This window comes from Leptotrichia sp. HSP-342 (assembly GCF_041199995.1).
Classification (GTDB): domain Bacteria; phylum Fusobacteriota; class Fusobacteriia; order Fusobacteriales; family Leptotrichiaceae; genus Leptotrichia; species Leptotrichia mesophila.
Genome location: NZ_CP165646.1, coordinates 516,400 through 539,091 on the forward strand (window position 1 = coordinate 516,400; position 22,692 = coordinate 539,091).

General features: G+C 26.5%; 25 protein-coding genes and 3 pseudogenes. 7 read left to right on the forward strand and 21 right to left on the reverse strand.

Features of this window, described 5'->3' with window-relative positions:
- Positions 1-4: 4 nt before the first annotated feature.
- A complete protein-coding gene (locus AB8B23_RS02505) occupies positions 5-994 on the reverse strand; it encodes a PTS sugar transporter subunit IIB (RefSeq protein WP_021742990.1) in 990 nt (329 codons plus the stop codon).
- 417 nt (positions 995-1,411) lie between these two features.
- On the reverse strand, positions 1,412-1,708 hold the full coding sequence (locus AB8B23_RS02510; RefSeq protein ID WP_369713262.1) for a YciI family protein: 297 nt from the start codon (positions 1,706-1,708) through the stop codon (positions 1,412-1,414).
- Positions 1,709-2,100: 392 nt separating this feature from the next.
- Between AB8B23_RS02510 and AB8B23_RS02515 the strand changes: the two genes are divergently transcribed.
- The 3 genes and pseudogenes from AB8B23_RS02515 (at position 2,101) to AB8B23_RS02525 (ending at position 4,790) form a co-directional block, all read left to right on the forward strand.
- Complete coding sequence (locus AB8B23_RS02515; RefSeq protein WP_006805216.1) at positions 2,101-2,319, forward strand: FeoA family protein; 219 nt, start codon at positions 2,101-2,103, stop codon at positions 2,317-2,319.
- Positions 2,316-4,505 (forward strand): annotated as a pseudogene (gene feoB / locus AB8B23_RS02520) (ferrous iron transport protein B). The gene AB8B23_RS02515 and the pseudogene feoB overlap by 4 nt, the downstream one beginning before the upstream one ends.
- A gap of 111 nt (positions 4,506-4,616) precedes the next feature.
- Positions 4,617-4,790, forward strand: coding sequence for a FeoB-associated Cys-rich membrane protein (locus tag AB8B23_RS02525; RefSeq protein WP_021742993.1), 174 nt, complete (start codon positions 4,617-4,619; stop codon positions 4,788-4,790).
- A gap of 356 nt (positions 4,791-5,146) precedes the next feature.
- Here AB8B23_RS02525 and AB8B23_RS02530 read toward each other — a convergent pair whose 3' ends face one another.
- The 4 genes from AB8B23_RS02530 to AB8B23_RS02545 all read right to left on the reverse strand — a co-directional run bounded on the left by AB8B23_RS02530 (position 5,147) and on the right by AB8B23_RS02545 (position 7,706).
- Positions 5,147-6,214 carry a tyrosine-type recombinase/integrase gene (locus tag AB8B23_RS02530; protein WP_369713264.1) on the reverse strand — a complete coding sequence of 356 codons (1,068 nt, stop codon included), beginning with the start codon at positions 6,212-6,214 and terminating at the stop codon, positions 5,147-5,149.
- Positions 6,215-6,303: 89 nt separating this feature from the next.
- On the reverse strand, positions 6,304-6,522 hold the full coding sequence (locus tag AB8B23_RS02535) for a transcriptional regulator (RefSeq protein ID WP_369713266.1): 219 nt from the start codon (positions 6,520-6,522) through the stop codon (positions 6,304-6,306).
- A gap of 282 nt (positions 6,523-6,804) precedes the next feature.
- Complete coding sequence (locus AB8B23_RS02540; protein WP_369713268.1) at positions 6,805-6,954, reverse strand: hypothetical protein; 150 nt, start codon at positions 6,952-6,954, stop codon at positions 6,805-6,807.
- 20 nt (positions 6,955-6,974) lie between these two features.
- Positions 6,975-7,706, reverse strand: a complete 732-nt coding sequence (locus AB8B23_RS02545) for a protein rep (RefSeq protein ID WP_369713270.1) — start codon at positions 7,704-7,706, stop codon at positions 6,975-6,977.
- Positions 7,707-8,224: 518 nt separating this feature from the next.
- On the opposite strand from AB8B23_RS02545, the gene AB8B23_RS02550 reads away from it, so the two are divergent.
- Complete coding sequence (locus AB8B23_RS02550) at positions 8,225-8,911, forward strand: helix-turn-helix domain-containing protein (RefSeq protein ID WP_369713271.1); 687 nt, start codon at positions 8,225-8,227, stop codon at positions 8,909-8,911.
- Between the two features lie 314 nt (positions 8,912-9,225).
- Here AB8B23_RS02550 and AB8B23_RS02555 read toward each other — a convergent pair whose 3' ends face one another.
- From AB8B23_RS02555 to AB8B23_RS02605, 11 genes are all read right to left on the reverse strand, one after another.
- Positions 9,226-9,444, reverse strand: coding sequence for a hypothetical protein (locus AB8B23_RS02555; RefSeq protein ID WP_369713272.1), 219 nt, complete (start codon positions 9,442-9,444; stop codon positions 9,226-9,228).
- Between the two features lie 310 nt (positions 9,445-9,754).
- Positions 9,755-10,057: an OadG family protein gene (locus tag AB8B23_RS02560; RefSeq protein ID WP_369713273.1), complete on the reverse strand. Its 303-nt coding sequence runs from the start codon at positions 10,055-10,057 to the stop codon at positions 9,755-9,757.
- A gap of 319 nt (positions 10,058-10,376) precedes the next feature.
- On the reverse strand, positions 10,377-10,721 hold the full coding sequence (locus AB8B23_RS02565; protein ID WP_369713274.1) for a lysozyme inhibitor LprI family protein: 345 nt from the start codon (positions 10,719-10,721) through the stop codon (positions 10,377-10,379).
- 319 nt (positions 10,722-11,040) lie between these two features.
- Positions 11,041-11,166, reverse strand: coding sequence for a hypothetical protein (locus AB8B23_RS02570; protein WP_369713275.1), 126 nt, complete (start codon positions 11,164-11,166; stop codon positions 11,041-11,043).
- A 29-nt stretch (positions 11,167-11,195) separates the two neighbouring features.
- On the reverse strand, positions 11,196-11,543 hold the full coding sequence (locus tag AB8B23_RS02575) for a hypothetical protein (RefSeq protein WP_369713276.1): 348 nt from the start codon (positions 11,541-11,543) through the stop codon (positions 11,196-11,198).
- Between the two features lie 29 nt (positions 11,544-11,572).
- The gene (locus AB8B23_RS02580; RefSeq protein ID WP_369713277.1) at positions 11,573-12,322 is read right to left on the reverse strand and encodes a hypothetical protein; all 750 of its coding nucleotides are present in this window, start codon (positions 12,320-12,322) and stop codon (positions 11,573-11,575) included.
- A gap of 198 nt (positions 12,323-12,520) precedes the next feature.
- Positions 12,521-12,829 carry a hypothetical protein gene (locus AB8B23_RS02585; RefSeq protein WP_369713278.1) on the reverse strand — a complete coding sequence of 103 codons (309 nt, stop codon included), beginning with the start codon at positions 12,827-12,829 and terminating at the stop codon, positions 12,521-12,523.
- An 11-nt stretch (positions 12,830-12,840) separates the two neighbouring features.
- Positions 12,841-13,722, reverse strand: coding sequence for a hypothetical protein (locus tag AB8B23_RS02590; RefSeq protein WP_369713279.1), 882 nt, complete (start codon positions 13,720-13,722; stop codon positions 12,841-12,843).
- A gap of 390 nt (positions 13,723-14,112) precedes the next feature.
- Positions 14,113-14,310 carry a helix-turn-helix domain-containing protein gene (locus AB8B23_RS02595; RefSeq protein WP_369713281.1) on the reverse strand — a complete coding sequence of 66 codons (198 nt, stop codon included), beginning with the start codon at positions 14,308-14,310 and terminating at the stop codon, positions 14,113-14,115.
- A gap of 164 nt (positions 14,311-14,474) precedes the next feature.
- On the reverse strand, positions 14,475-15,308 hold the full coding sequence (locus AB8B23_RS02600; protein WP_369713282.1) for a nucleotidyl transferase AbiEii/AbiGii toxin family protein: 834 nt from the start codon (positions 15,306-15,308) through the stop codon (positions 14,475-14,477).
- Complete coding sequence (locus AB8B23_RS02605; protein WP_369713283.1) at positions 15,305-15,904, reverse strand: type IV toxin-antitoxin system AbiEi family antitoxin domain-containing protein; 600 nt, start codon at positions 15,902-15,904, stop codon at positions 15,305-15,307. Before AB8B23_RS02605 ends, AB8B23_RS02600 begins: the two co-directional genes overlap by 4 nt.
- A 191-nt stretch (positions 15,905-16,095) precedes the next feature.
- Here AB8B23_RS02605 and AB8B23_RS02610 point away from each other — a divergent pair, with 191 nt between their 5' ends.
- Positions 16,096-16,422, forward strand: a complete 327-nt coding sequence (locus tag AB8B23_RS02610; protein WP_369713284.1) for a helix-turn-helix domain-containing protein — start codon at positions 16,096-16,098, stop codon at positions 16,420-16,422.
- Between the two features lie 283 nt (positions 16,423-16,705).
- On the opposite strand, the gene AB8B23_RS02615 is transcribed toward AB8B23_RS02610, so the two are convergent.
- The 4 genes and pseudogenes from AB8B23_RS02615 to AB8B23_RS02630 form a co-directional block, all read right to left on the reverse strand.
- Complete coding sequence (locus AB8B23_RS02615; protein ID WP_369713286.1) at positions 16,706-17,749, reverse strand: hypothetical protein; 1,044 nt, start codon at positions 17,747-17,749, stop codon at positions 16,706-16,708.
- An 862-nt stretch (positions 17,750-18,611) separates the two neighbouring features.
- Complete coding sequence (locus tag AB8B23_RS02620; RefSeq protein WP_369713287.1) at positions 18,612-19,829, reverse strand: IS91 family transposase; 1,218 nt, start codon at positions 19,827-19,829, stop codon at positions 18,612-18,614.
- 408 nt (positions 19,830-20,237) lie between these two features.
- A complete protein-coding gene (locus AB8B23_RS02625; RefSeq protein WP_369713288.1) occupies positions 20,238-20,930 on the reverse strand; it encodes a transposase in 693 nt (230 codons plus the stop codon).
- Positions 20,931-20,971: 41 nt separating this feature from the next.
- A pseudogene (locus AB8B23_RS02630) lies at positions 20,972-21,253 on the reverse strand (transposase); the annotation flags it as partial.
- A gap of 276 nt (positions 21,254-21,529) precedes the next feature.
- Between AB8B23_RS02630 and AB8B23_RS02635 the strand changes: the two are divergent.
- Together AB8B23_RS02635 and AB8B23_RS02640 are read left to right on the forward strand one after the other, a co-directional pair.
- Positions 21,530-22,380: pseudogene (locus AB8B23_RS02635) on the forward strand (ISAs1 family transposase).
- Between the two features lie 23 nt (positions 22,381-22,403).
- Positions 22,404-22,541: a hypothetical protein gene (locus AB8B23_RS02640; RefSeq protein ID WP_369713289.1), complete on the forward strand. Its 138-nt coding sequence runs from the start codon at positions 22,404-22,406 to the stop codon at positions 22,539-22,541.
- Positions 22,542-22,692: the final 151 nt, after the last annotated feature.

Genomic DNA, 22,692 nt, shown 5'->3' on the forward strand with positions numbered 1-22,692 from the left:
AAAATTAAAGTTTTAATCCTTCGTTTTGTTTTTCTGAAATTAGTTTAAATAAGTCTGCTCTCTTGTCAGCAGCAACTTTTCTTACATCAAATTGAACACCTAAATCTCTAAGTTTCTTATAAGTGTCAACATCATTTTGATCCATTGAAAGCACATTGTTTACCATAACTTTTCCAACACTATGTGCCATTGATCCTACATTTAGTTCTTTAATATCTACACCTTTTTCAATTACATAAAGTGCATCCTGAGGATTTTCAAATAACAATAATGCTTTTGTATTTCCAAATCTTGGATCTTTTGAAACTTCTACTAATTTGTCAAGTGGAATAACATGTGCACGTACACCTGGAGGCGCTGCCTGTTCGATTAATTTTTTACGTAGTTCATCTTTTGAAACTGTGTCTGAAACTACAATTATTCTATTTGGATTTGTTGCTTTTGTCCAGCTTGTTGCAACTTGTCCATGTAACAAACGTGTATCAATACGGGCTAGAACAAATTTTATTTTCCCATCTCCGATAACTGTTCCTTCTGGAATTGCTCCTTTTGGCGTGTCGTCTTGAGCTGCTGCTTTTGCTACTGTTTCTTTAGGCTGTAATTCTTCAGGACGAACCTTGACTTGATCTCTTCCTTCTGGAACAATAGCCTTTGCTACTTCATGAGCTGTATTTAAGTCTTCTCTTTCTGATAAAGCCGCTAAAAGCATTGGCAAGTTAAGTCCTGCTACAATTGCTCTTTTTTCAGGTGCTTCTTCAAAGAAACGATTTGATTGGTTGAATGGGCTTCCTCCCCATAAATCAACTAAAAATAGAACTTCTTCAGTTCCTAATTTCGTAATGGCATCTTGAATTTTTTTATATAAGTCATCTGGTCCTTCACTTGGCATAAACACAACTGATTCCAATAATTCTGCTTCACCTAGAATCATTGAAGCCGACTGCTTTATACCAGCTGCAAATTCACCATGACTTGCAACGATAATTCCTACCATCTTGAGCCTCCTTTTAGATAAAATTTATTTTTATGTTTTCACTTTATAAAATTACAATATTTTTATTTATAGCAAAAGTGAATAACCTCATATTTTAAGTGTACCACATTTTTTTTGATTTGCAAGTATTTTATAAGAAATTTATAAAACAAAATTAATGGATATTGCTCTTTAGTACATTTTTTATAATTTATAATATTGGAATAAATATAATTTGACATAAAAAATAGTTTTTGTTGATGTGCATATACAAATAAAATGTAACAGGAGCAGATAAAAATCAGAATACTAAAATTATAAATAAAGGATTCATTTGAATTTTTTTATACAAAGAATAATAAATTAACTTATTAGATATTTTTGATTTTATAAAGAACTGTCCTCATATACAATTTAAAGAAGCTCTTTTTATATTATTTAATAAAATAAATTTTCTATTGAAAAATTTTGACTAAACTTAACTGGTTGAAATTCGATTATTTCATAATCTGCTATTTCTTCAATATAAAATGGATCTTCATACAATATTTTTTTTGCTTCTTCTAAATTGTTAGAATTAAACAAGATTACTCCTCCTAATTCAGGAAAACTTTTCTTCCCTGTACATATAAATTTCCCTTTTTCAAAATATTTGTCAAGATATTCTAAATGAGCCTCTAAAGCCTTATTTACTTCTTCCATTGATTTTTTATATTTTAAATTAGCAATAAACATTCATTTTCAAATATTTTATATGCCATGTACTTCTGGGGCAGAGAAAATATTAAATTAAGGCAAAAATGGGAGAAGACATTATATTGCTTGATAAAAAAGACGAATTTAGAAAAAACATTGGTAAATAATTTCGTTAAAATAAAGAATCAGATATATTCATAACATTTTATCAGAATGTCATGTTTTTTTAAAAAGAAAAAACTTGCATGATTTTTTAAAAAGGTATAAAATTAATTTGATAGCTAAAATATTTGGATTTCAGAGTGTTTGTTACACTTTTGAAATAATTTTAAAGTGAATCTTTAAAAGTTTATCAAAAAACTTATTTTAAAATTATTTTAAATAAAAAAACTTCAGAAATCAAAAATAATAATGAGAGGAGATGGACTAAAATGACTCTAGTGGAAGGAAAAATTGGAGAGAAATTTTTGCTAAAAGATATTGATGAGAGGACATTGGATACACGATTATTAAGTTTGGGAGTTTGCAGAGGCGACGCATGTACAATAGAAAATATTGCAAATGGAAATATTTTAATAAAAACAGTGGAAACAAAAATCGTAATCAGTACAAATTTAGCAAATCATATTCAAATTGAGGTGGTAAAATGATAAACGTAGCATTTGTTGGAAATCCTAACGTAGGAAAAACCGCTTTAATTAATCAAATCTCACATGCAAGTTTAAAAATAGGAAACTGGCCAGAGTAACAATAGAAAAAAAGAAGTTTTTTTAAGATAGGCAATGAAGATATAAAACTTATCGATTTGCCGGGAATTTACAATTTATCAATAAATACTCCTGAAGAACGTGTTTCAAGAGATTTTTTATTAAATGAAAAAGTTGATGTAATAATCAATGTTATGGATTCGACATCGCTTGAGAAAAATATTTACTTAACAGCTCTATTAAAGGAACTTGGCATTCCAATCGTTATGGCACTTAACTTTGAGGATGAATTTAAAAGAATTGGTTATAAGCTGGATGTGGACAGATTTCAAAAGCAGCTTGGTATCCCAGTAGTCTTTACAAGTGGAAAATCTGGAAATGGCGTAGATAAGCTTATGGAAAAAGTAGTTGAAATTTCAAAACAAACTTTATCAGAACATAAACAACACAGACTTTTATTCGAGAAAGAAATTGAAAGTAATATTGAAACTTTGAAAAATAAATTAAAAAATGAGAAATCCTATAAAAAAATACTAGAAAGATACTCTGTTGACTGGCTTGTTATCAAAATTTTAGAAAATGATACAAATGTAATAGCAAGAGTAAAAAATGAATTTGGGATCAACTTATTAGATGTTGGAAGTCTTGAGAAGAAAAATCTTGAGGAACATTATGGAATTGAAGCTGAAGACATATTGGCAAGAGCAAGATACGGAATTGTGCGTGGAATTATTTCAGCAAACTTAACAAGAGGTACTGGAAATAAATTTGCCTTGACAGATAAAATTGATAAAATACTTCTAAATAAATTTTTGGGCGGAATCGCATTTCTTGCTATAATTTATGCAGTGTTTGTTATTGTATTTGATGGAAGTTCGCCCTTTATTGACTGGATTGACGGATTTTTTAGTGATTTTGTAATAAAATACGTAGGACATGCTATTGAAGGAGTTCCTGACTGGCTTAGCAGCTTTGTGCTGGAAGGGATTCTTGCTGGAGTAGGTTCAGTCTTGACATTTGTTCCGCTTATGTTCTTTATCTACTTTTTTATGGCAATTCTTGAAGAAAGTGGGTATATGGCACGTGTAGCGTTTATTCTGAATAAAATGATGACAAAGGTTGGGCTTTCTGGAAAAGCATTTATCCCAATGTTAATCGGTTTTGGATGTACAGTCCCAGCAATTTATTCTACAAGAACATTAGAAGATGAGAAAACAAGAAGGCTGACAGGGGTTATTGCCACTTTTATGTCTTGTGGCGCAAGACTTCCAGTCTATTCTCTTCTTGCGGCAGCTTTTTTCAGCAAACAGGCAGCCTTAGTTGTAGTTTCAATTTATCTTTTTGGAGTATTTATGGCTCTTTTTGTGGCATTTATACTAAAAAGGTTCAATTACTTCAAGGGAAATAACACGGAACTTCTAATAGAATTGCCTCCATATAGATTACCAAGTGCAAAAGTTGTATGGAACAATATGAAATCAAAAACTTTTGCCTATATAAAAAAAGCAACTACAGTAATTTTAGGAATTCTGTTAATTATCTGGTTTTTCCAATATTTTCCAAATAAAGGAGATGCTGAAAATTCTTACTTAGGACAAGCAGCAAAAGTTGTTCAGCCTGTTTTTAAGCCAACTGGTTTTGGTGATAGATGGGAACCTGTGGCTTCCATTGTGCCAAGTATCATAGCAAAGGAAACTGTTGTAGGATTTTTAGGGCAAATTTTATTGTCAGAGGAAGAGGATGAGCAACAGGAATATAATTTTGCAAATGACTTAAAAGAGCAAGGAATTGGCCTAGGAAATGCTGTACTTAATTCTATAAAATCTTTAGGACATATTGCGACTTTCAAAATTTCAACATTGGAAATGAAAAGCCAGAAAGATCTCGATGAAGATGCTGGAGGAAATATCGTTCCAGCAATTAGAAATCTATGGAATGACAAATATGGTCCAATAAGAGCTTATTCATTTATGTTGTATGTTCTTCTTGTAGTACCATGTGCTGTAGCAATGGGAGCATTAAAACAGGAGTTTGGATGGAAATTATTAGTATTCCAAGTATCAATGTTACTAATCTTACCTTATGCTGCATCAGTATTATTTTTTAATATCGCACGATTATTTGTATAATTCTAGAATTATTGTAATTTAAATATATTTTTAGATTAAAATATAATTTTAAAATAATTTTTCTAAATAAAATTTATTATTAATCATACAATCTTGAAAGGATAACAAAACATGGTAAAAACATTCATTGTTGCTGTGATTGCAGCTATAATTGTGCTTGCAGTCTTTAGAAAAATATATAAAGATTATAAGAAAAATAAAAATTTTTGTGGAACAGATTGTTGTAGCTGTTCAGGTGCTTCAACCTGCAATTCACATAGAGAAACAGAAGATAATAAGAAATAATATAGTTTGAGTATTATTTTTTCAAAGTTTAAAAAAAGTATTTAAAAATTTTATTATAAGAATCCTTCTGTATAATTATATCTGACCAATAGAAAAAGTGAAAACTTTTTTCTTCAAAACTCCTTTTTAAATATGCTATCACAAGGGTAGCATATTTTTTTATAGCTATTCTTCCTACTAAGACAAATAATACGGTATTTTGAGATAATTTTTTTTGAACTGCTAAACATTACCATATTTTGTTATATTTTTTTAAAAGTTTGGGAAAATAACCATTTACCTTATGCGTTGGTTACCTGTTGGTTACCTTTTTTGATATATTCAAAGTATCATTTTTAGACTTTTAAATAACATTTTTATACTACACCCTTAAAGAAATCTATTCTGTTAATGGATTTTTTTAATTCCTGTTCATCTACTTTAATATAATAATCATTTGTTGTGTTTATATTTTCATGTCCTAATATATCTGTTATTTGAACTTCATTTAATTGATATTTACTCATAAAAGTTGCCAATGTTTTTCTGCAATCGTGAGTTTCGTGTTTTTCTATCCCTAATGTTTCAAGTGTTTTATAAAATTTTTCACGAAAATAATTTTCTCGAATTGGCTTATTTTCATTATTTTTTTTCTTAAATACCCAATTCTTATTGTAAAATAAATAATCTGTAGGACTATCTTTATAAAGATTTTCTATGATTGGGTAAATATCATCACGAATTGGGATTTTTCTATTCATTCCTTTTTCTGTCTTATTTCCACCAAATATGATTCCATTTATCAAGTCAACATTCTCTTTTTTTAAATTGACAGCTTCCCCAATTCGCATTCCTGTATAAATCATAATTAAAATGTATTCTACCCAATCAATTTTAATATTATCCCACAATTTTTTAATATCATAGCCAGTAAATATATTTATTTTTTTAGGTTTGCTTTCTTTTGGTAGTTTTATATGTTCCACTCTATTTGTAGTTAGTATTTCCATTTCTATAGCATATTTATAAAGTACACTTAAAAACCCTTTAGTAATACTTTTTGTTCCTTTGCTACAATTTAAACTATTTATAAGACTTTGTAATTGTGGAGCTTTTATATCCCTAAATATCAGGTTATATAATGGTTTACATCTCTTATAACTGTTTATATAAGATTTAAAAGTTGCCTTAGCAACATTTTTTTCTTGAGCTTCTTTAAATAAATTGAATATTTCCTCAAATGTCATTGTATGTGTTTCTAAATTGTAAGGATTAAATAAATATTCATCTAATTTTTGCTGTGCTTCCTTTTTCGTTTTATACAGTCCTAACGATACTCGTTTTTTTGTTACTGAGTCTGTAACTCGTACCCAGTAAGGTTTATTCTTTTTAGTTTTTGTTATACTACCTCTACCATTTCCTTTCTTAGTTCTATTTTTTGCCATTTCTTCCCCATTCTAAAATCTAGCTATAGGGCAGTATCATTCTACCCTATAATTTTAATATTATTTTTCTTTCATTGCAATATATTTATTTAAAAAAATATCTGTATTAATTCAGAATTTTTTAATTTCAATATCCTTTTCAACAAAAATATTTCTTCCTGTGTAAAAAAATACTTTCCATTTATTTTCTTATTAAATCCACTCTCTGAAATTCTCATTTTTTCAGATAATTTTTTATAACTCAATTTTCTATCCCTAATCTTATCTTTCAAAATATTATACATTTCTTTTTTTAATTCCAAATTCAATTAAATCACTCTCCATTTCATTTTTAAAAAACTTATTTATTTTTTTTGAAGAGTGTGATAGAATAAAAGTGCTTACGAGGGGCTTTTGTTAAGTCCTTCCTTTTATTTTTATCAACACTCATTCTACTTTCAACTCCTAACTAATTTACTTAGTAATTTAAAGTATTTTTTCAATGCTCCTGTCTTGATTTATAACTATTTTTTACTTAATTATCCCTTATATTACCTAACTTATCTGTGTAAATTGTCCTTTAAAATTTCATATATAGGTTTCACAATTTTTTACTTTCTCGAATTTTTTAACTCTTTTATCCTATATTTCCACAAAGGACAATTTTTATAAGGGCAATTTATAACTTTTTGCTCATCATCATCCCAGCACTCAAGACAATGCTTTTCAATAGACTTCTTCATATCATCTTTTTCATCCATTTTTCATCCTTTCCTTAGTTTCAATCTCTACTCCAAACAAATAATCTTTTTCTATCAATAACTTCTAAATGAGTTTTTAAAGCATTGGTATTATTAAATAGAGCCGTTAATTGTTTTTTCTTTGCTATTGTCAAATAATTTATTGTTTTTTCTAGTTTTTTTTGTGTTCCAACTTTCTTTAATTCTACATTAGCATTAAATCCTTTGGATTTTTTCCATTCTTGAGTAATTAGTTGTCTTAATTCGTTTATTTTAAAATGTTTATATACTCCTTTTATAACAAACAAAACAATGTGTATATGTGGAAGTGAATCATAATTAGTATACTTTATTTCAGTTACTTTAAAGTATTCTCTCACAATCCTTTTCATAAAGGGCCTATTTAACAACTTTTTCAAATTTTTGTTGTTATCGTCTATTTCTTTTATTATTTTATTTGCTTCAATCTCAACATTATTACCATTTAAAGTTAAGCAAAACACCTCGTACTCTTTCATCAATTCAAAGGCCCTATCTTTAAAATTATAAAATTTAATTGCTTTGTTTTTTAAATTACACACAGGACAAGCTGATTTCTTACATCTGAAAATTCTATGAAGCCATTCAGAATGATTATACCAATATAAATACTCATTATAGCAATTTTTTATGTTCAATAATCTCTTTTCTGAAATAACATCTTTAAACTCCTCTTTTTCATATATTTTAATGCCTTTCTCATAATACTCAATATACTTTTCTTCTTTGTTCAATCATTATCATTCTCCTTTCTAAATTCAATTCTCATTTTTTCTACCCCTCCTACTTACAAAAAACATTGTATTTCATTTATAAAAATGTTTTGTTTTTTCTTTTTCTCTATACTACTATTTAATAATAGAGAAAAAAAATTTTTTTAACATCTTATAAAGTCTCAAAATATCATTTTTTTATAAAAAATAATACTATTTACTCTTGTTGTAAACCTATTATACAATTTTTTTTATGATATTTCAACCTAATTTTTTTGATTTTGTATTTTTTTAGATGTAAAATTTAAAAATATTGTTTTTTGACAAAAAACGAATAAATTTAGTAAAAATAAATGAAAAAATATCAAAAAATCAATGATATTTAAAAAAGATAAAACATCTTATAAGATGTTTAAGTGTACAATTTATTATTGTTGATTTTTTATATTTCTATATTTTATAAAAATAGTACTTTTATCATTGTTTTTAACATAATTATATAGTATAATATGTATAATTAATAAAATAAGAGGTATAATATGGATGAAAAAAATAAAGAATATAATGTAGAAATAGGGGCTATAATACGAAATCATAGAAAAAATAAGAAAATTACACAAATACAGCTTGCTGAAAGAGTGGGATTGGGAAAGGTTAGTATACAGAAGTATGAATCTGGAGAAAGAGCTGTGCCATTTAATGTTTTGGTCAATATTTTTAAAGAGCTGGATATTAATATAGATGTGTTGAAAAAATTTTTTAAAAATGAGGAAATTAGTGATTTTAAAAATATTCTTTCATCTTTACTATTAGGCGAAAAATCAAAAAAAAAATTAAAGCAAATATTACTTTTTATTGATTATTTTGAATCTCTAGGATTTTCATTTTTTATAACAAATACTTTGGATAATGAAAATAACTTAAGGTATGGAACTCTTGAGGATTTTATTAGAAATCCAAAAGTTGTGATAGTTAAAGCTCCAAATAATAATTATTTTAATATTGGCATTAAGGATTTTTTGCGTTTTTTAACTCTGTATTCTACCAATAATATAAAAAATTTGTATAGTTTTTTAGAAATTTATCATTTGGATAGAAGTGATACTATTAATGACCCTTCTGAAATAGATAGAATTCAAGACCTTTTTAGTGAATATCCTTTAACCCAAGAAAGCAATTTTGAAGAAATTTTAGAAAAACTGGATAAAAAAAATAAGGGAGTTTAATTTGGCTCCCTTTTTGTATAAATGCTTGATTTTATTATTACTTAATAATTAATTCTCTGTTGTAAGTTAATATTCCATCAGTTGCTACATATGTACCTATAATTATACTCGCTTTTTATTAATTCCTGAATTTAAAGTTACTGTATAATTTAAGTTTGGGAGTTGAGTAATGGTAATTTTGACATCTTTAGTTGAATATAAATTATATTTGATATCTTCGATTGTTACAATTGCTAACACATCATTTTAACTTATAATTTTATTTTTCTTGCTAAATTTTCATTATTGTTTTTTCCAAAAATATTATTGAAAAACTAATCTGTTTTACTTTCTCTTGTTTGATTGTAATTTTCTGAAACATATTTGGTATAAATAAGTTTATTTTCACTTAGTACAGTTTCAACTTCAAGCACAATTTCTCTAACATCATTTCTTTTTAACTGTCTATATTTAAAATTAAAACATAAAACAATATTTTTTACTACATCACTAGTTGTTAGTATAGATTCCTTCATTTTTATACTTATTATCATATCTTATGACCAACCATCATCATTTACAAACAATCTAGAAAGTTCACTATCATTCAATATATAAAATTTCGATTTAGACTTTTTCGCAACACTAAAACTAATAATTCATATTTAAAAAATAAATATAATTGCTTTTTTTATAAATTTTCTTCTGTTTCACTATTACTTTAGTATATTTTCTATTTTTTTACTTAATTTATTCATTGTATTTTTCCTGATTTTTAGGAGAGTCATTTTCTTGTTGGTTCATTTTGTTTATAGTATTATCAATTATTCTCTCAATTTCTTTATCCTCTATTTCTTCTTGATTTTAATTAATAGTTTGTTTTTTTGAGGAATTTTTTTTGCTTTTTTGCGAAGAAACTTTGCTATTAGTTGCTTGTTGTATTTGTTCTTTAGTTTCATTATTAGTTTGAGGTTGAACTACTTCAGTAGTTGGTACTGACTTTTCTATTTGTGGTTTAAATTGTTCTTTTTGTTTTTCTTCTAATTTTATTATTTTCTTTTGCATATTTAAAATATAAAATACTCCACTAAGAAGTATAATTGTAGATAAAATAACTACTACTCCTATTAAAATTTTGATTACTTTATTGTCATTATCTTTTTCCATTAACAGCTTCTCCTTTATTTTTAAATTCTTAATAATTTTAACATTTCAACATATTTAAATTGTTCATATGATTATAAAAAAATGTATAAAAAACTTTCATTTCTGAAGTAAATTTATTCTACTCTTTTTTAATAATAAATTAGTATTGATATCACGTATATTGTGTTATTTATTGTTTTTCGCTATTTTTACCTGCAATTTGTTTTTCAATTGTTGCTTCTACAGTCATAAAATAAGAATACCCTATAGTAGATATAACAAAAATGCTTAATATCAAAAATATAATTTTCTCAAAAAATTCTCCTTATAAATATTATTTCTACAATCCATCATACCGTCTCGCGAGTTCAATAGCTCTACTTTTTATCGTATCAATTTCACTATTTACAATTGTTACAGCTGCACCTATACATCCATTCATCTCACTTGCTATAGAATCCATTGATTTCTCACGCTTTTTTATCCAAGCTCTTTCTTCATTACGAAGTGCTATTTTTTGAGATTCTGGATATTTTGACATTAATAGTTTATAAATTTGATTAAGTTCATTATCCCATTTTTTATGTAAAATTTCTCGATAGCTGACATATTCTGTGCAAGAACTTGTATTATCAAGAGTATATCCATCTAATTTATTTTCAACAGGTCTCATTCTATTTATCATCGCTTTTTCATAAGATGGTTTTGGAGCATTTATTTTTGCTTTAACTACTTTTGGCTCTGTTTTTACTTCTGCTTCTTTTTTTTGTATTAAGTTGAGATTGTACTGATTGTATAGAAGCCATATTTTGAGTTTCCACTTGCCTTTTCAATTGTTCTTCTTGTTCTGTTTCTAATTTTATTATTTTCTTTTGCATATTTAAAATATAAAATATTCCACTAAGAAGTATAATTGTAGATAAAATAATTATTACTCCAATTAAAATTTTGATTATAGTTTGATTATTTTTTCTTGCATTTAAATTTTCTCCTCTTTTTTCATTCTAATAATTTCCATTTAAAAATTTACCTTCTGAAACAGTAGGTATTTCCAATGTATTTCTATAAACTTCTATCAAATATTCATCTACAATTTTAGTAAATTCTTTTTCTATATTTCTTGAAATCATTGGTAAAATATATCCTGCTGGCAAACTTTTTAAAGCTGTTCCCCTAATTTCCAAATATTAGTATTTGAATTATATTTGGCATATGAAATATATCCAACAGGAGCAAAGAATAATTTTTTACTTACATCATAATTAATATTTATATCATTATCTTCAAATATAACTGTAACATTTCTAACTACATTCTCATTTACTCTACACAAAGAGGCTTTAAAAGTTGTTATGTATTTAGAATTATTTTTTGTAGTTTTCCAAATTTCTAAACAATAAGCATTAATTTTATCATAATTATAATTTTTATTATTAATATTAAACGAACTATTAGCCTGTGCCACTAAAGTTAATATAACAATTCCTAATAAAATAAATTTTTTCATTTTAAATATTCTTCTTCAAATTCTATAAATTAATTTTCTAAAAATGTTTTACATTTAGAAAGCTCTTTTCTCTTTAGCTTTCGTAAGTTGTTGTAACTATTGTAAAGTCTGTCATCTGTGCTTCCCTCATATACATCAATATTTATATTACCATTTGATAAAAATTTATATTTAAATTCTCTTCTAATTGGTGCACCTTCATAGATTTCAAGACCATCTAATATTAAATCACCATTTTCTTCTCTTACACCAACTAGATAATTACCATTATCTGAATCATGTGCAAATATATTTTTATCTATGTATGCACATATATCAAATCCTGAATCAGTTTTATATGTCCATTTTCCCCAATATTTTTTTGGTACATTGCTGTCTTTTTCTGAATAATAATAATTACCACTTGACATTATGACTGGTCCAGCACAATCATTACCTGTATCTAATAAAATTCCATTATTTTCTGTAAACGCTACTTTTAAAGTACAATTATAATCTGTTCTATTCTCTTCATCTACAAAGTCTTCATAATGTTTATCCAATAAAAATTCTACAATTTCTCCTTCTTTAATTTTAAAAGATTTTTCTTCAGTTTCAAAAATATTTCCTTGAACATATCCGTTAAGTGCTACTAAGAAATATTTAATTCCATTCTCAGTTTTATAACTTTTTAAAAATATTTTCTTTTCTCTGGTGCCGTTATAAGTCCCTTCCTTTATATAATCAGAAAATGATAAATTTCCTAATACCAACAATAATAAAAATAATATTTTTTTCATAATTACTTATCCTCCTCTAAAATTAATAATTTTTCAAAAATTACCTTACCAACTGGCTTTTATGAATATATCCATATTCATTATATCCACGGACATTGTAAACAATATAATACCAATTTTTCTCATTATAATTATTATCCTTTAAAAAATATATTCGTTAAATGTAATATTTAATTAACTGATTGTATATACTAAAAATTAATCTGAATTTTCTATCAATTTTATTAAAGAATAACTAATCAATAAAACACCACTACATATATAAATTGTTTTTGAAGTTTCTGTTCCTGAAATTTCTCCCCCTTTAATAGAAGCTGCCATAATATAATTATAGGCATCCCCACCAACATATTCTTTTGCAGAGGTAATTTCTTGATTAGGAATATAGTATCTAATACCCTTTGAGAAAAGGACTATACCTGCAATTAAAATCACAAATAATACTAATTTTAACTTTGTCTGTTTTAAATTTACATTTGTATTATTATATATTTTTTCTTGTTCCATTTTATTTCCTCCTAATTTGTATAATTATTATAATAATTGTCTACTTCATTACTATAAAACTGTTTTGCCTTATACTGCGAATTTGCATTATTCCAATAAGTTCCTTTATAATGACAACCAGCTTCATTCTCCATATCTTCATCAGCTATTGCCAAAATTACTACTTGCCTAATTTGTGCAATTTTTTGTAAATATTCCTTATAAGCGTCATCAACTTCGATATATGTTGCTTGTATAAATGGTTTATTCGTTCCTGGCACTATTCTTTTATCAACTTTTTCAATTTCTTTTATTGCCTCACAATATTCAGCTTTTATATCTATATAAGCCTGATATTGGTTTTCTACTCCTATTAAAGTCTGCTCATACCCTAAACTTCTTTTAGAAAATGTTGAAGTTTTTCCATTATTTTTTTTATATTCATAACCGGTAATAACTTCATAATTACCATTATTGGAAGAAATATTTTTAGTTTTTTCATTACTTTTATTTTTATCCTCTATTATTGTAGCATTGTCTTTAGATGTATTTTCTTTTTTAGTCAAATTTCCATTATTTTTTTTATTAATAAAATACAACCAACCAGAAATATTTATTAATACGATTATAGTACTAATTAATAACAAAATTACAATATTGTCTTTAAATTTATATTTTTTATTATTGTAATCTATATCTTCGTTAGTAGAATTTTCTGATTGCTTATATTTTGTTTTTTCTGATTCTGTTTCAAAAAAATTTAACTTTTCATTCTTATGTTTATTATCTGTAAAAAGTTTCCAAATATTGATTATTATTGCTAACAATATTATAAAAAGTGAAAAAGTTTCAGTTTTGATAATTTTTTCAATAACTATTGATAGAACAGCTGAAATTAATGATATATAGCTCAATTTAAAAATTTCCGAAACTTCATTTTTTATATAATGTTTTATAAATATCACTACTAATAAAATTGTTAATATTATTATTAAAAATGTTAGGCTAATAGTAAGAAACTTCAATTTAGTATTTATTTTCTCAATATTTTTATTTGCCTGTTTTATTGGATAAAACTTAGATTCTGATAAATTATATCACGCACGTAATTTTTTAGGATAAATAAATTCCGTAAATATTAAATTAAAAAATATAATAAAATTTAATACCACACTAGTTATTGTAAATAAATTATTTCTCTCATCAATTCTGAATAAATAATTTAAAAATTTTACTTTTTTCATTTTCATTCAAAAAAAAATCCTCCATTCTTTTTATATTTTTACCGTTTAGCAAATCAATTATTAAAAAAAAATATCCAAAAACTCAACATCACTCAATCCATACTCCTTCCTAATAAACTTCATTTCTTCAATAGTAAAATTACTACTTCCATTGATTTTTCGTGAAAATGCTGAAGGAGTTATTTTTAGCTTGTGTGCCAATGTTTTGTTGTTGTCTTCGTGTAAACTCATTTTTGATTTTAAAAGATTCTTTTTCATTTTAAATCTCCCGTCTTTTGCTAATTGGTAAAATAATTATATCATAAATTAAAAGTTTGTCAAGACAACTTCAATTAAATTGATAGAATATCAATTATATGATTAAATTTATTGATTTTAAAGTAGAATTATTATGAAAAATTTAGGAAAATAATGGAGTTATTCTATTCTTGTACAATATCTGCTATTTTATTTAGTAATTTCAAAATTTCAGAAAATTGTATATTATCAACATATTTATTTTCATTTTTATAAATATTCCATTGTTTATTCAAATATTCATCATTTTTAACGTCTTCTAAAATTTCCTTGCTTTCTAATATTTCTTCTATTGAATTTCTATTTTTTGCCGTTTCCCAAATTGCTTGTTTTAAGTTATTTACATCTATCTTATCATTTTTCAATTTAAAAATCATATAAATATCATAAAAATCTCTCAATCTCGTCGTTGTAATATTTCGTTTTATTATAGTTTCATACTTTTCAGCAATCAATGTTTCTAATGAATAAACTAAGATATTTAACTTTTCTTTAAATATTGTTTCGTATGAATATTCTATTTCTGATGGAATTATTACATCTCCTGTTGTAATATCAATTTTTAATGGATTTTTTATTTTTTCAAAATTTGCTGTCAAATGTAATCTATAATTTTCATATTCAGATATTTCTCTTATATTTTCTATTTTTCCCAATACAAATTCTATTCCATCATTTACTTCAATATTTAAAATTTCTAATACTATTTCTTTAATAATTTCTTCTTTTACTGGAAGTCCTTTTATCGTCGTATCAATATCCATCGTTGTTCTATTTTGTATACCAATAATTGATGAAATTAAAAATCCACCTTTTATTATAAAATTCGCTCTATATTTTGATTTTTCCAATCGAGCCAAAAATCTTTCAAAAAAATACATTTGCAATACTTCCTGTGCTTTCAAATCATTTTTTTCTGAAAAACTTTTTATTTTCCCTTTTAACTTTTCTGATGTCATATCAAAATCTCCAAATATTCTCTTACTTTTTTTTCAGTTTTCAATTCTTTACTATATTTTATTAATTTTCTTACTTTTATATCTTTATCTTTAAAAAATAATTTTAGTGCCTTTGAAAACACATCTACATCAATTTTTTCTTTATTTTTTATAATATCACATATCGTTCTCTCTTTATCATAAATATAAATTTTAGCCCCCATTTTACTCAAAGTTTCAATTTTTCCACTTTCAAATATTTCTTTTTTCACATAATGAATTTTCAAATTTTTAAATTTTTTCGTAATATGTAAAACATTGTAACCTTGTGGAACTGTTATTGAAATTGTATTTGGTACTTTATCTGTTAAATTATGAAAATATAGAGCAGTCGTATTTGAAAAAATCACATTATTATTTTTTTGTATTTTCATAAATTCATCTGTGATTGTATCACTTTTCTGATAAACCCCTTGCTTTACTCTCTCTAAAATCCCTTTTTTACATAGATTAGAAAGTGTCTGCCTTTTTATACCAATTTTTTCTGCTTCCTTAACCGTTATTACAGTATTATTTTCAAAAAAATTATTTAATTTATCATTTGTAATTTCCAACATATTATCACTACCTTTACTATCATACTTTAATTTTAATATTTTAAAGAGTATTTGTCAAGTTTTTCCTTTTTTTATTCATTAATCGGTAAAATAAATATACCATAAAAATAAAATTTATCAGTATCGTTTCAATTAAATTGATAAAATATCAATTTTATGGTAAAATTTATTGATTTTAAAGGAGAATTACTATGGAAAATGTAGGAAAAAGATTAAAGAGTTTGAGAGAAAAGTACAAATTTTCTTTGGAGGAAGTGGCTAAAAATATAAAATCATCTGCTGGAGCTATTTCAAGATATGAAAATAACGAAAGAAAAATAAATAGTGAAAGTCTAATTAGACTATCCAACTTATACAACGTTTCGCCTGAATACATATTATACGGTATAAATAAAGATTCCAATAATTTAGAATCATCCATTATATCGTTTTTTAATAATGAAAATATAGATTTTGAAGAAAAAGAGGATTTGTTCAATAAGATTCAAAATGCCTTTTTTAAAGAAAAGTTTAAATAAAATTTATTATATTTAAAGCTATAAAAATAAAATTAAGAAAATAGTGATGTGTTTTCTAAAAATAGATTTTAAATTTGGGCCTGCTTTTTTGAGTGAGGCCCTTTTGTTATTCGCTCGTATATCCGTGTAACAGCCTTGTAGCGTTCGTTAAAAAATTTTTTGGATAAATACTTGCCTTGAAATGAAAAAGTCTACCAAAACTATACTAATTGTTTTTTTTATTTTTAGAAAATAATTTTAAGAAAAAATCAGAGCTCAATTTATAACCGTGATTTTAATTTTTTTATTCCTCTGTATTATTTATATATTTACCTATTGTTGTAACAAATTCTCTTGCGTCTAGGAAATAATTTGGGTACGCTTTTCGTAAGTTTTTTAAGTTCTCAACCGATACTGATACAACGTTATTTGTGTCCTCTTTGTATTCACGTTCATACATCAAATAATCTCGACTTATATTTTCTTCAGGTACTTGAATATATCTTATGCTATTGCCCTTATAATCCAATATCAATATCAAATAGCCTTCTCCTGTGATTTCCTCAAGCCGTTTGGTTATAACTCGTAAACTGCTTAAAGTTTTCAGTATATTAAATTCCCTATTTAGTTCTCTTAACCTATCCAGCTCTTTTGAAATTTCTGAAATATCTTTGTTCAATTCAATGTATTCTATCAGTTTACTTGATAATTTAAAAAATTCCCTATAATAAATGTCTCCCCCACCTGTCTTTAAAGATTGCTGTTTTATGCTGTCTATTATTTCAACTGAAGTAGCCCATTGGTGCTGTAACTTCGTTCTTATCTGCAATTCTATCTGATACCCTTCAAGCCTCTTTTCCTTTTTCCCTTGATACTTAAATATCTGATGTATTGACCTGTAGCCGTCCTCTTTTGGCTCTAAGATATAATTTTTTTCCCTAATAAATAAAAAATTATTCTTGTCTTTTTGTTTATAAACTTTATTTTTTAAGTAATTTGCCACTTCCTCTGTATCCTTTATATTAGGCAATATTATTCTTGCTCCTGCCAAGTCCTGCATTCTTCCCAATCGTAGTTCTGGAAATCTTTTAAGTTTCCCTATTATTGATGGCAACCTTTTTAATCTTTGAGAAATAATTATTGAATTTCTATTATTCGATAATTTTATTTTCTTGTTATTTATAATACTTCTCAAGCTCCATACAAAACTTTTTATTATTTTTGAGTGTTCAGCCCTAAAATCTGATAATTTCTGCAAATCCTCAATAGTTTCAGCATTTTCAACTATTCTTTTGCTTATCCTGTTCAGTTCCTTTTTAGATACTTCTTTATCATTAATATAAACCATAAATGTACTCCTTTCTTTCATACCATTATTTATACAGTATTCTTTATATATTATCTTCCTTTTATCTGTATTAATTTATCTAAAAATTATGTATAAAAAAACACCACTATAATAGTGGCTCTGTGGCTGGCGTTCTTACATAACGCTTAAACTTTCATTCAGTTACACAGATATACAGTCTAGTCTCCTATCTGCAATTTAATTATACATTATTTGTTGTACTTTTACAACAAAAATTTAAAATTTTTTTAACAATTGATAAACAGGTTAAATTAATGGTTGCTAATTTTCTCAAAAAAAATTATTTGTATTTCATAGCCATACTAAGTAGAATCAAGAAAATGGTGCTATGCTTATAGGGATGACTTATCTAATACAGCTTTATCAATCCATCGTATAACCTAGTATTAGCCTTGTGGCGTTTGTTAAAAATTCTTTTGGATAAATGCCTAGATTAAGATAATTCTACCAAATTGATATAAGTTTGAGTTTTTAATTTTGGAATTAATAAAAAAAGATTATCTATATTTAAGATAATCAATTTTTATACTATAGCTAGATTTTTTATTTTAGTTTGTAAAATGATAATAAATGTCTATAAAATAAAGGCTATTTTAATTATTTTTCGATGTTGGTTACTTATGTATATTTTATCCCCATTTTTACTGACTTTTTAGCTAAAAAAGAGTTTGTTCTTCAACTCCTTTTTAATTTATAAGGAAATTAAATTCATATTTTTTAGTTATTTACTGATAGATTTGATAATTTTAAAAGAGGCATCAGCCTCTTTTACTCTTCTTTTGTCAAACAAATATATAAATGTCTACAACAAAATATCCAACCTAGTTGGATTAATAAAATATTAATAGTATTTTTTGAGGGGCGGATATCTGTAATGATAAAATTCCCATACAATCATTTTAACCTTGCATACTGGACAGTAAAAAGGATTCATCCCGAAAGTCTTGTACATCTGCCTTTGATAAAATGAATATCTTAATACGGCAATGTTTTTCCTGAAAGCATCAATTGCCTCTTTAAGCCTGTCAGAAATATGTCTTGAATAAAATCCGTAGCGGTTTACCATCTTAAAGTTTTTAGGAGGCAGATGAATTAAAATATGGGAAACAAATCTCTCAGAAGGCATAGTAATGTAAGTTTTCTTTTTATCATTAGCCAGGTCATTAAAAAAGAAAGTAACCTCCTTGTCAGTAATATCAGTAATCTTGTATTCAGCAATGGGGGAACGTGCAAGGTATCGTCCAAGATATTTGATAATGCCTTTTGTGCTGTTAATATCGCCATTTCCAACGTTAAAGAAAAACCTTCTGTTTTCCTTGTAAAGCTTCGTAGCAGTATTTCTAGCGTCTTTCTCAATCTTCTTGCTGGGATAGCTTCCGTTTTCAATAATTTTAAGGAGGTATTTCCATTGCCCGGCAATAGTGTCAACGTTGAAGTATCTCATTTTCCTGAACTCAAGATTTTTATTGAATCCTCCTAATGAAACAATGGCATGAACATGAGGGTTCCATTTCAAGTCCCTGCCAAAAGTATGAATGACAGAAATGAGACCGTAATGTACAATATCGGAATCAGTAAAGTAATATTTGGAATGTTCAGAAATTTTGTTTTTTCTTTTTCTTTTCCTGCTGATATTGTGAAAGACGAACTTGAATACCTGGTTAACAGCAGTAGAAAGTTTTGACAGAAGGGATCTGTCATAAAAGAAGAACTTTCTGCATTCTTCAGGGACAGTAAAAAGAACATGCCGGTGTTCGATATCGAGAATATGTTTTTGAATATTTTCAGACCATGTCATAGAATACCTGTAACCACAAGAAGGGCAGAGCTTAGACTTGCAGGTAATAGGGAACAAATGTGTAACAGGACAGAGAGGACGTTTGAACTTGACAAAACCTTTTGAAATATCCCTGCAGGCAAGAAATGTATCAATGGAAAGTTTAATATATTCAAGGTGACTGTCGCCAATATTATTTTTCTTGCAAAATTTTAAGGAATCTAGTAAAATATTGTTGTTACTGAAAATATATTTCAGTTTATTTTGTGTAATGTTTGTCATAAATATATTATACAAAAAATCAGCCGAATTTCTATTCGGCTTTTTTTTATACTATTATTGCTATCAAGCCAAATAATATGGTATTTTGAGATAATTTTTCTGGAACTGTCAAAATTGCTATAATTTTACTATATCTTTTTAAAAGCTTGAGAAAATAACCGTTTACCTTGTTAATTGGACTAGTGTTGTACTACAAAATCAGAGCTTCAACGTTGTATATTCACTATATTATATAACAGTTATTAATGAAAAAGGAGCTGTCTCAAAATGACTAAAATTTTGAGTTCACCTTCTATTTTTTTGTCCAAATTAAAAACTCTCTAATTTTTTGCAGTTATCTGATTAGAATTTTTTCTGATCAAAGAAAAACTGCACTAAAAAATTAGAGATCCTTACTTCTCTTAAAGTCTAGTTAACAACTAATTTATGAAGTTTCATGCCTTCACGTCTCTGTACCTTTTTATGAATATATTTTCTTAAATTATAGCCAATAGCAAACAGTATAGCTTCAACTTTAGTTTTAGATATTTCACGGTATTTAAAGCGTTTGAATTTCATGTTCTGTTTTAACACTCCAAATGCTCCTTCAACCTGAATGCTTCTATTCATTCTAAGTATTATCCCTTTTTCTGTTGCTATATTTTCCTGTGACTGTTTTCTATATCTTAAAAAATTATCAGCTACATAAAGTTTTTTGTTATGAGATGTCTTTTTACATTTTTCTGCAAAAGGACATCCCTCACACTTATTACATTCGTATACTTTCTTTTCCGATATATGTCCGCTTTTATTTTTTCGTTTTGAAATATATTTGAATTCAAGTTTCTTATTATTTGCACATGTATACGTATCTGTTTCTTCATTAAATGACATATTTTCTGCCCTTGAAATATCCTGCTTAAATTTTCGGGTTTTTTGTTTTTCATAATTTTGTGGCTTTATATATGGAGTATAGTTATTATTAAAAAGATATTCATAGTTCTCTTCGCTTTTATATCCTGCATCTGCAACAATATTTTCAAATTTCAAGTTTTTACTTTCCAATACTGATAAAAATGGAACAAGCGTTCTTACATCCGTAGGATTAGGAAACAAATTCAATATCCCTGTCTAAGATTTCTTTTTCCAGATGCTCTCTTATTTCATAAATATCGGAGATTATTTACCTTAATTTTTAATTTTTCATAAAATTTATTAATTGCCTTCTTCCACACAAATGTATATTTATTTGCATTATCTTCAATTTCTATTTTACAGCTGGAGATAAATCTGGCAACCGTATTATGATCAGGGGCAGAACTTCCTCTAAGGATCCACATGTAATTAATATTTTCCCTACAATTTTTCTCTGTAGCTCTAGTAGTGTTAACACCGTCCAACATGGCATATGCAATGATAAAAAACATTTTGCTGGCTTCAATTTTTCGCTTACGACCTTTATTTTAGAGTATACTTGCATTAAAAATCTATAGTCTAATCCCTCCAATAATTTGCTAATTACTCTAACAGGCGATGATTCGGAGATATTAACTCTAATATCCATAGGCCACGACAAACGCATGAAAAAATCTAAAAAAAAGGTATAATATTACTGAGATATCTTATGAAAGAAGCTGGTAAAAATGTCGAAAAATAACCAAAATCTAAAAGAATTGTTAATATATATTACTCAAATAGAGGACAAGCGATAGGCTTCAAAAATAAAACACAAGTTAAGTGACATTGTTGTGATTACTCTTTTTGGTATACTTGCGAATGTTGAATATCGGGAAGAGGTTGAGGAATTTGGGAAACTGTATCTTAAAACATTAAAAAGATACTTGGAGCTGCCAAACGGAGTTCCTTCGCATGATACTATTCAAAGAGTCATGGCTACAATAGAGCCTGAAGTTACAGAAGTTCTTTTGACAAAATGGATGGAGTTAAAAATTTCTGGGGAAGATAAAAAAATAAGAAAAATATTGAATATTGATGGGAAATTTTTAAACGGAATGAAGAATAAAAACAACAGCCCATTAGACATAGTATCTGCGTATTCCAAAGAAGATGGAATCTGCTATTCACAAGTGGCGGTTGAAGGAAAAGGAAATGAAATAGAAGCGATATTACGTTTGCTTGATAAAATCTTAGTAAAGGAATGTATAGTTACAATAGATGCGATAGGAACTCAGAAAGAAATCATAAAAAAGATAGGAAAGAAGAAGGGCTATTCTGTTTCCAGGTAAAAGGGAACCAGAAGACTTTAAAAGAAGATATAGAATATTACTTTGCTAACAAGGGATTCAGAAAAAAATTAAAGAAAGAAGGAATGTACAGCAGGAAAACAGAAAAGCAAAGGGGTCGACTGGAAACTAGGGAATATTACTATACTGAAGAAACAGAATGGCTTATTAAAAGAAATAAGGAATGGAAGGAAGTAAAAGGGATAGGTGCATCAATTTTAACAACAGAAGAAAATGGAAAAAAGCAGGAACAGAAAAGGTATTACATAGCGAATATAGCAGGGGGAGTGGAAGAATTTGTAAGAGCAGTAAGAGGACATGGGCAATAGAAAGCTATCACTGGATACTGGATGTGACATTCAGAGAAGATGCAAATAAGACATTAAACAAAAATGCAGCAAGAAACTTAAATATTCTAAGGAAATTAGCAATCTCAATACTGGAAGAGCTGCCGTTCAGAAAGAAATTTAGCAGAAGGATAAAGAGATAATATAAGAAGATACTTAAAATTATTTTTTGATATATAGAAATGCTGTTGTAAAAAAAAATGGATAAATATAAAGAAATAGTTTAAAATATTCATGCGTTTGTCGTGTATCAAGAAAATTACAAATGAAAAACTAATATATAAGTGTTAAAAT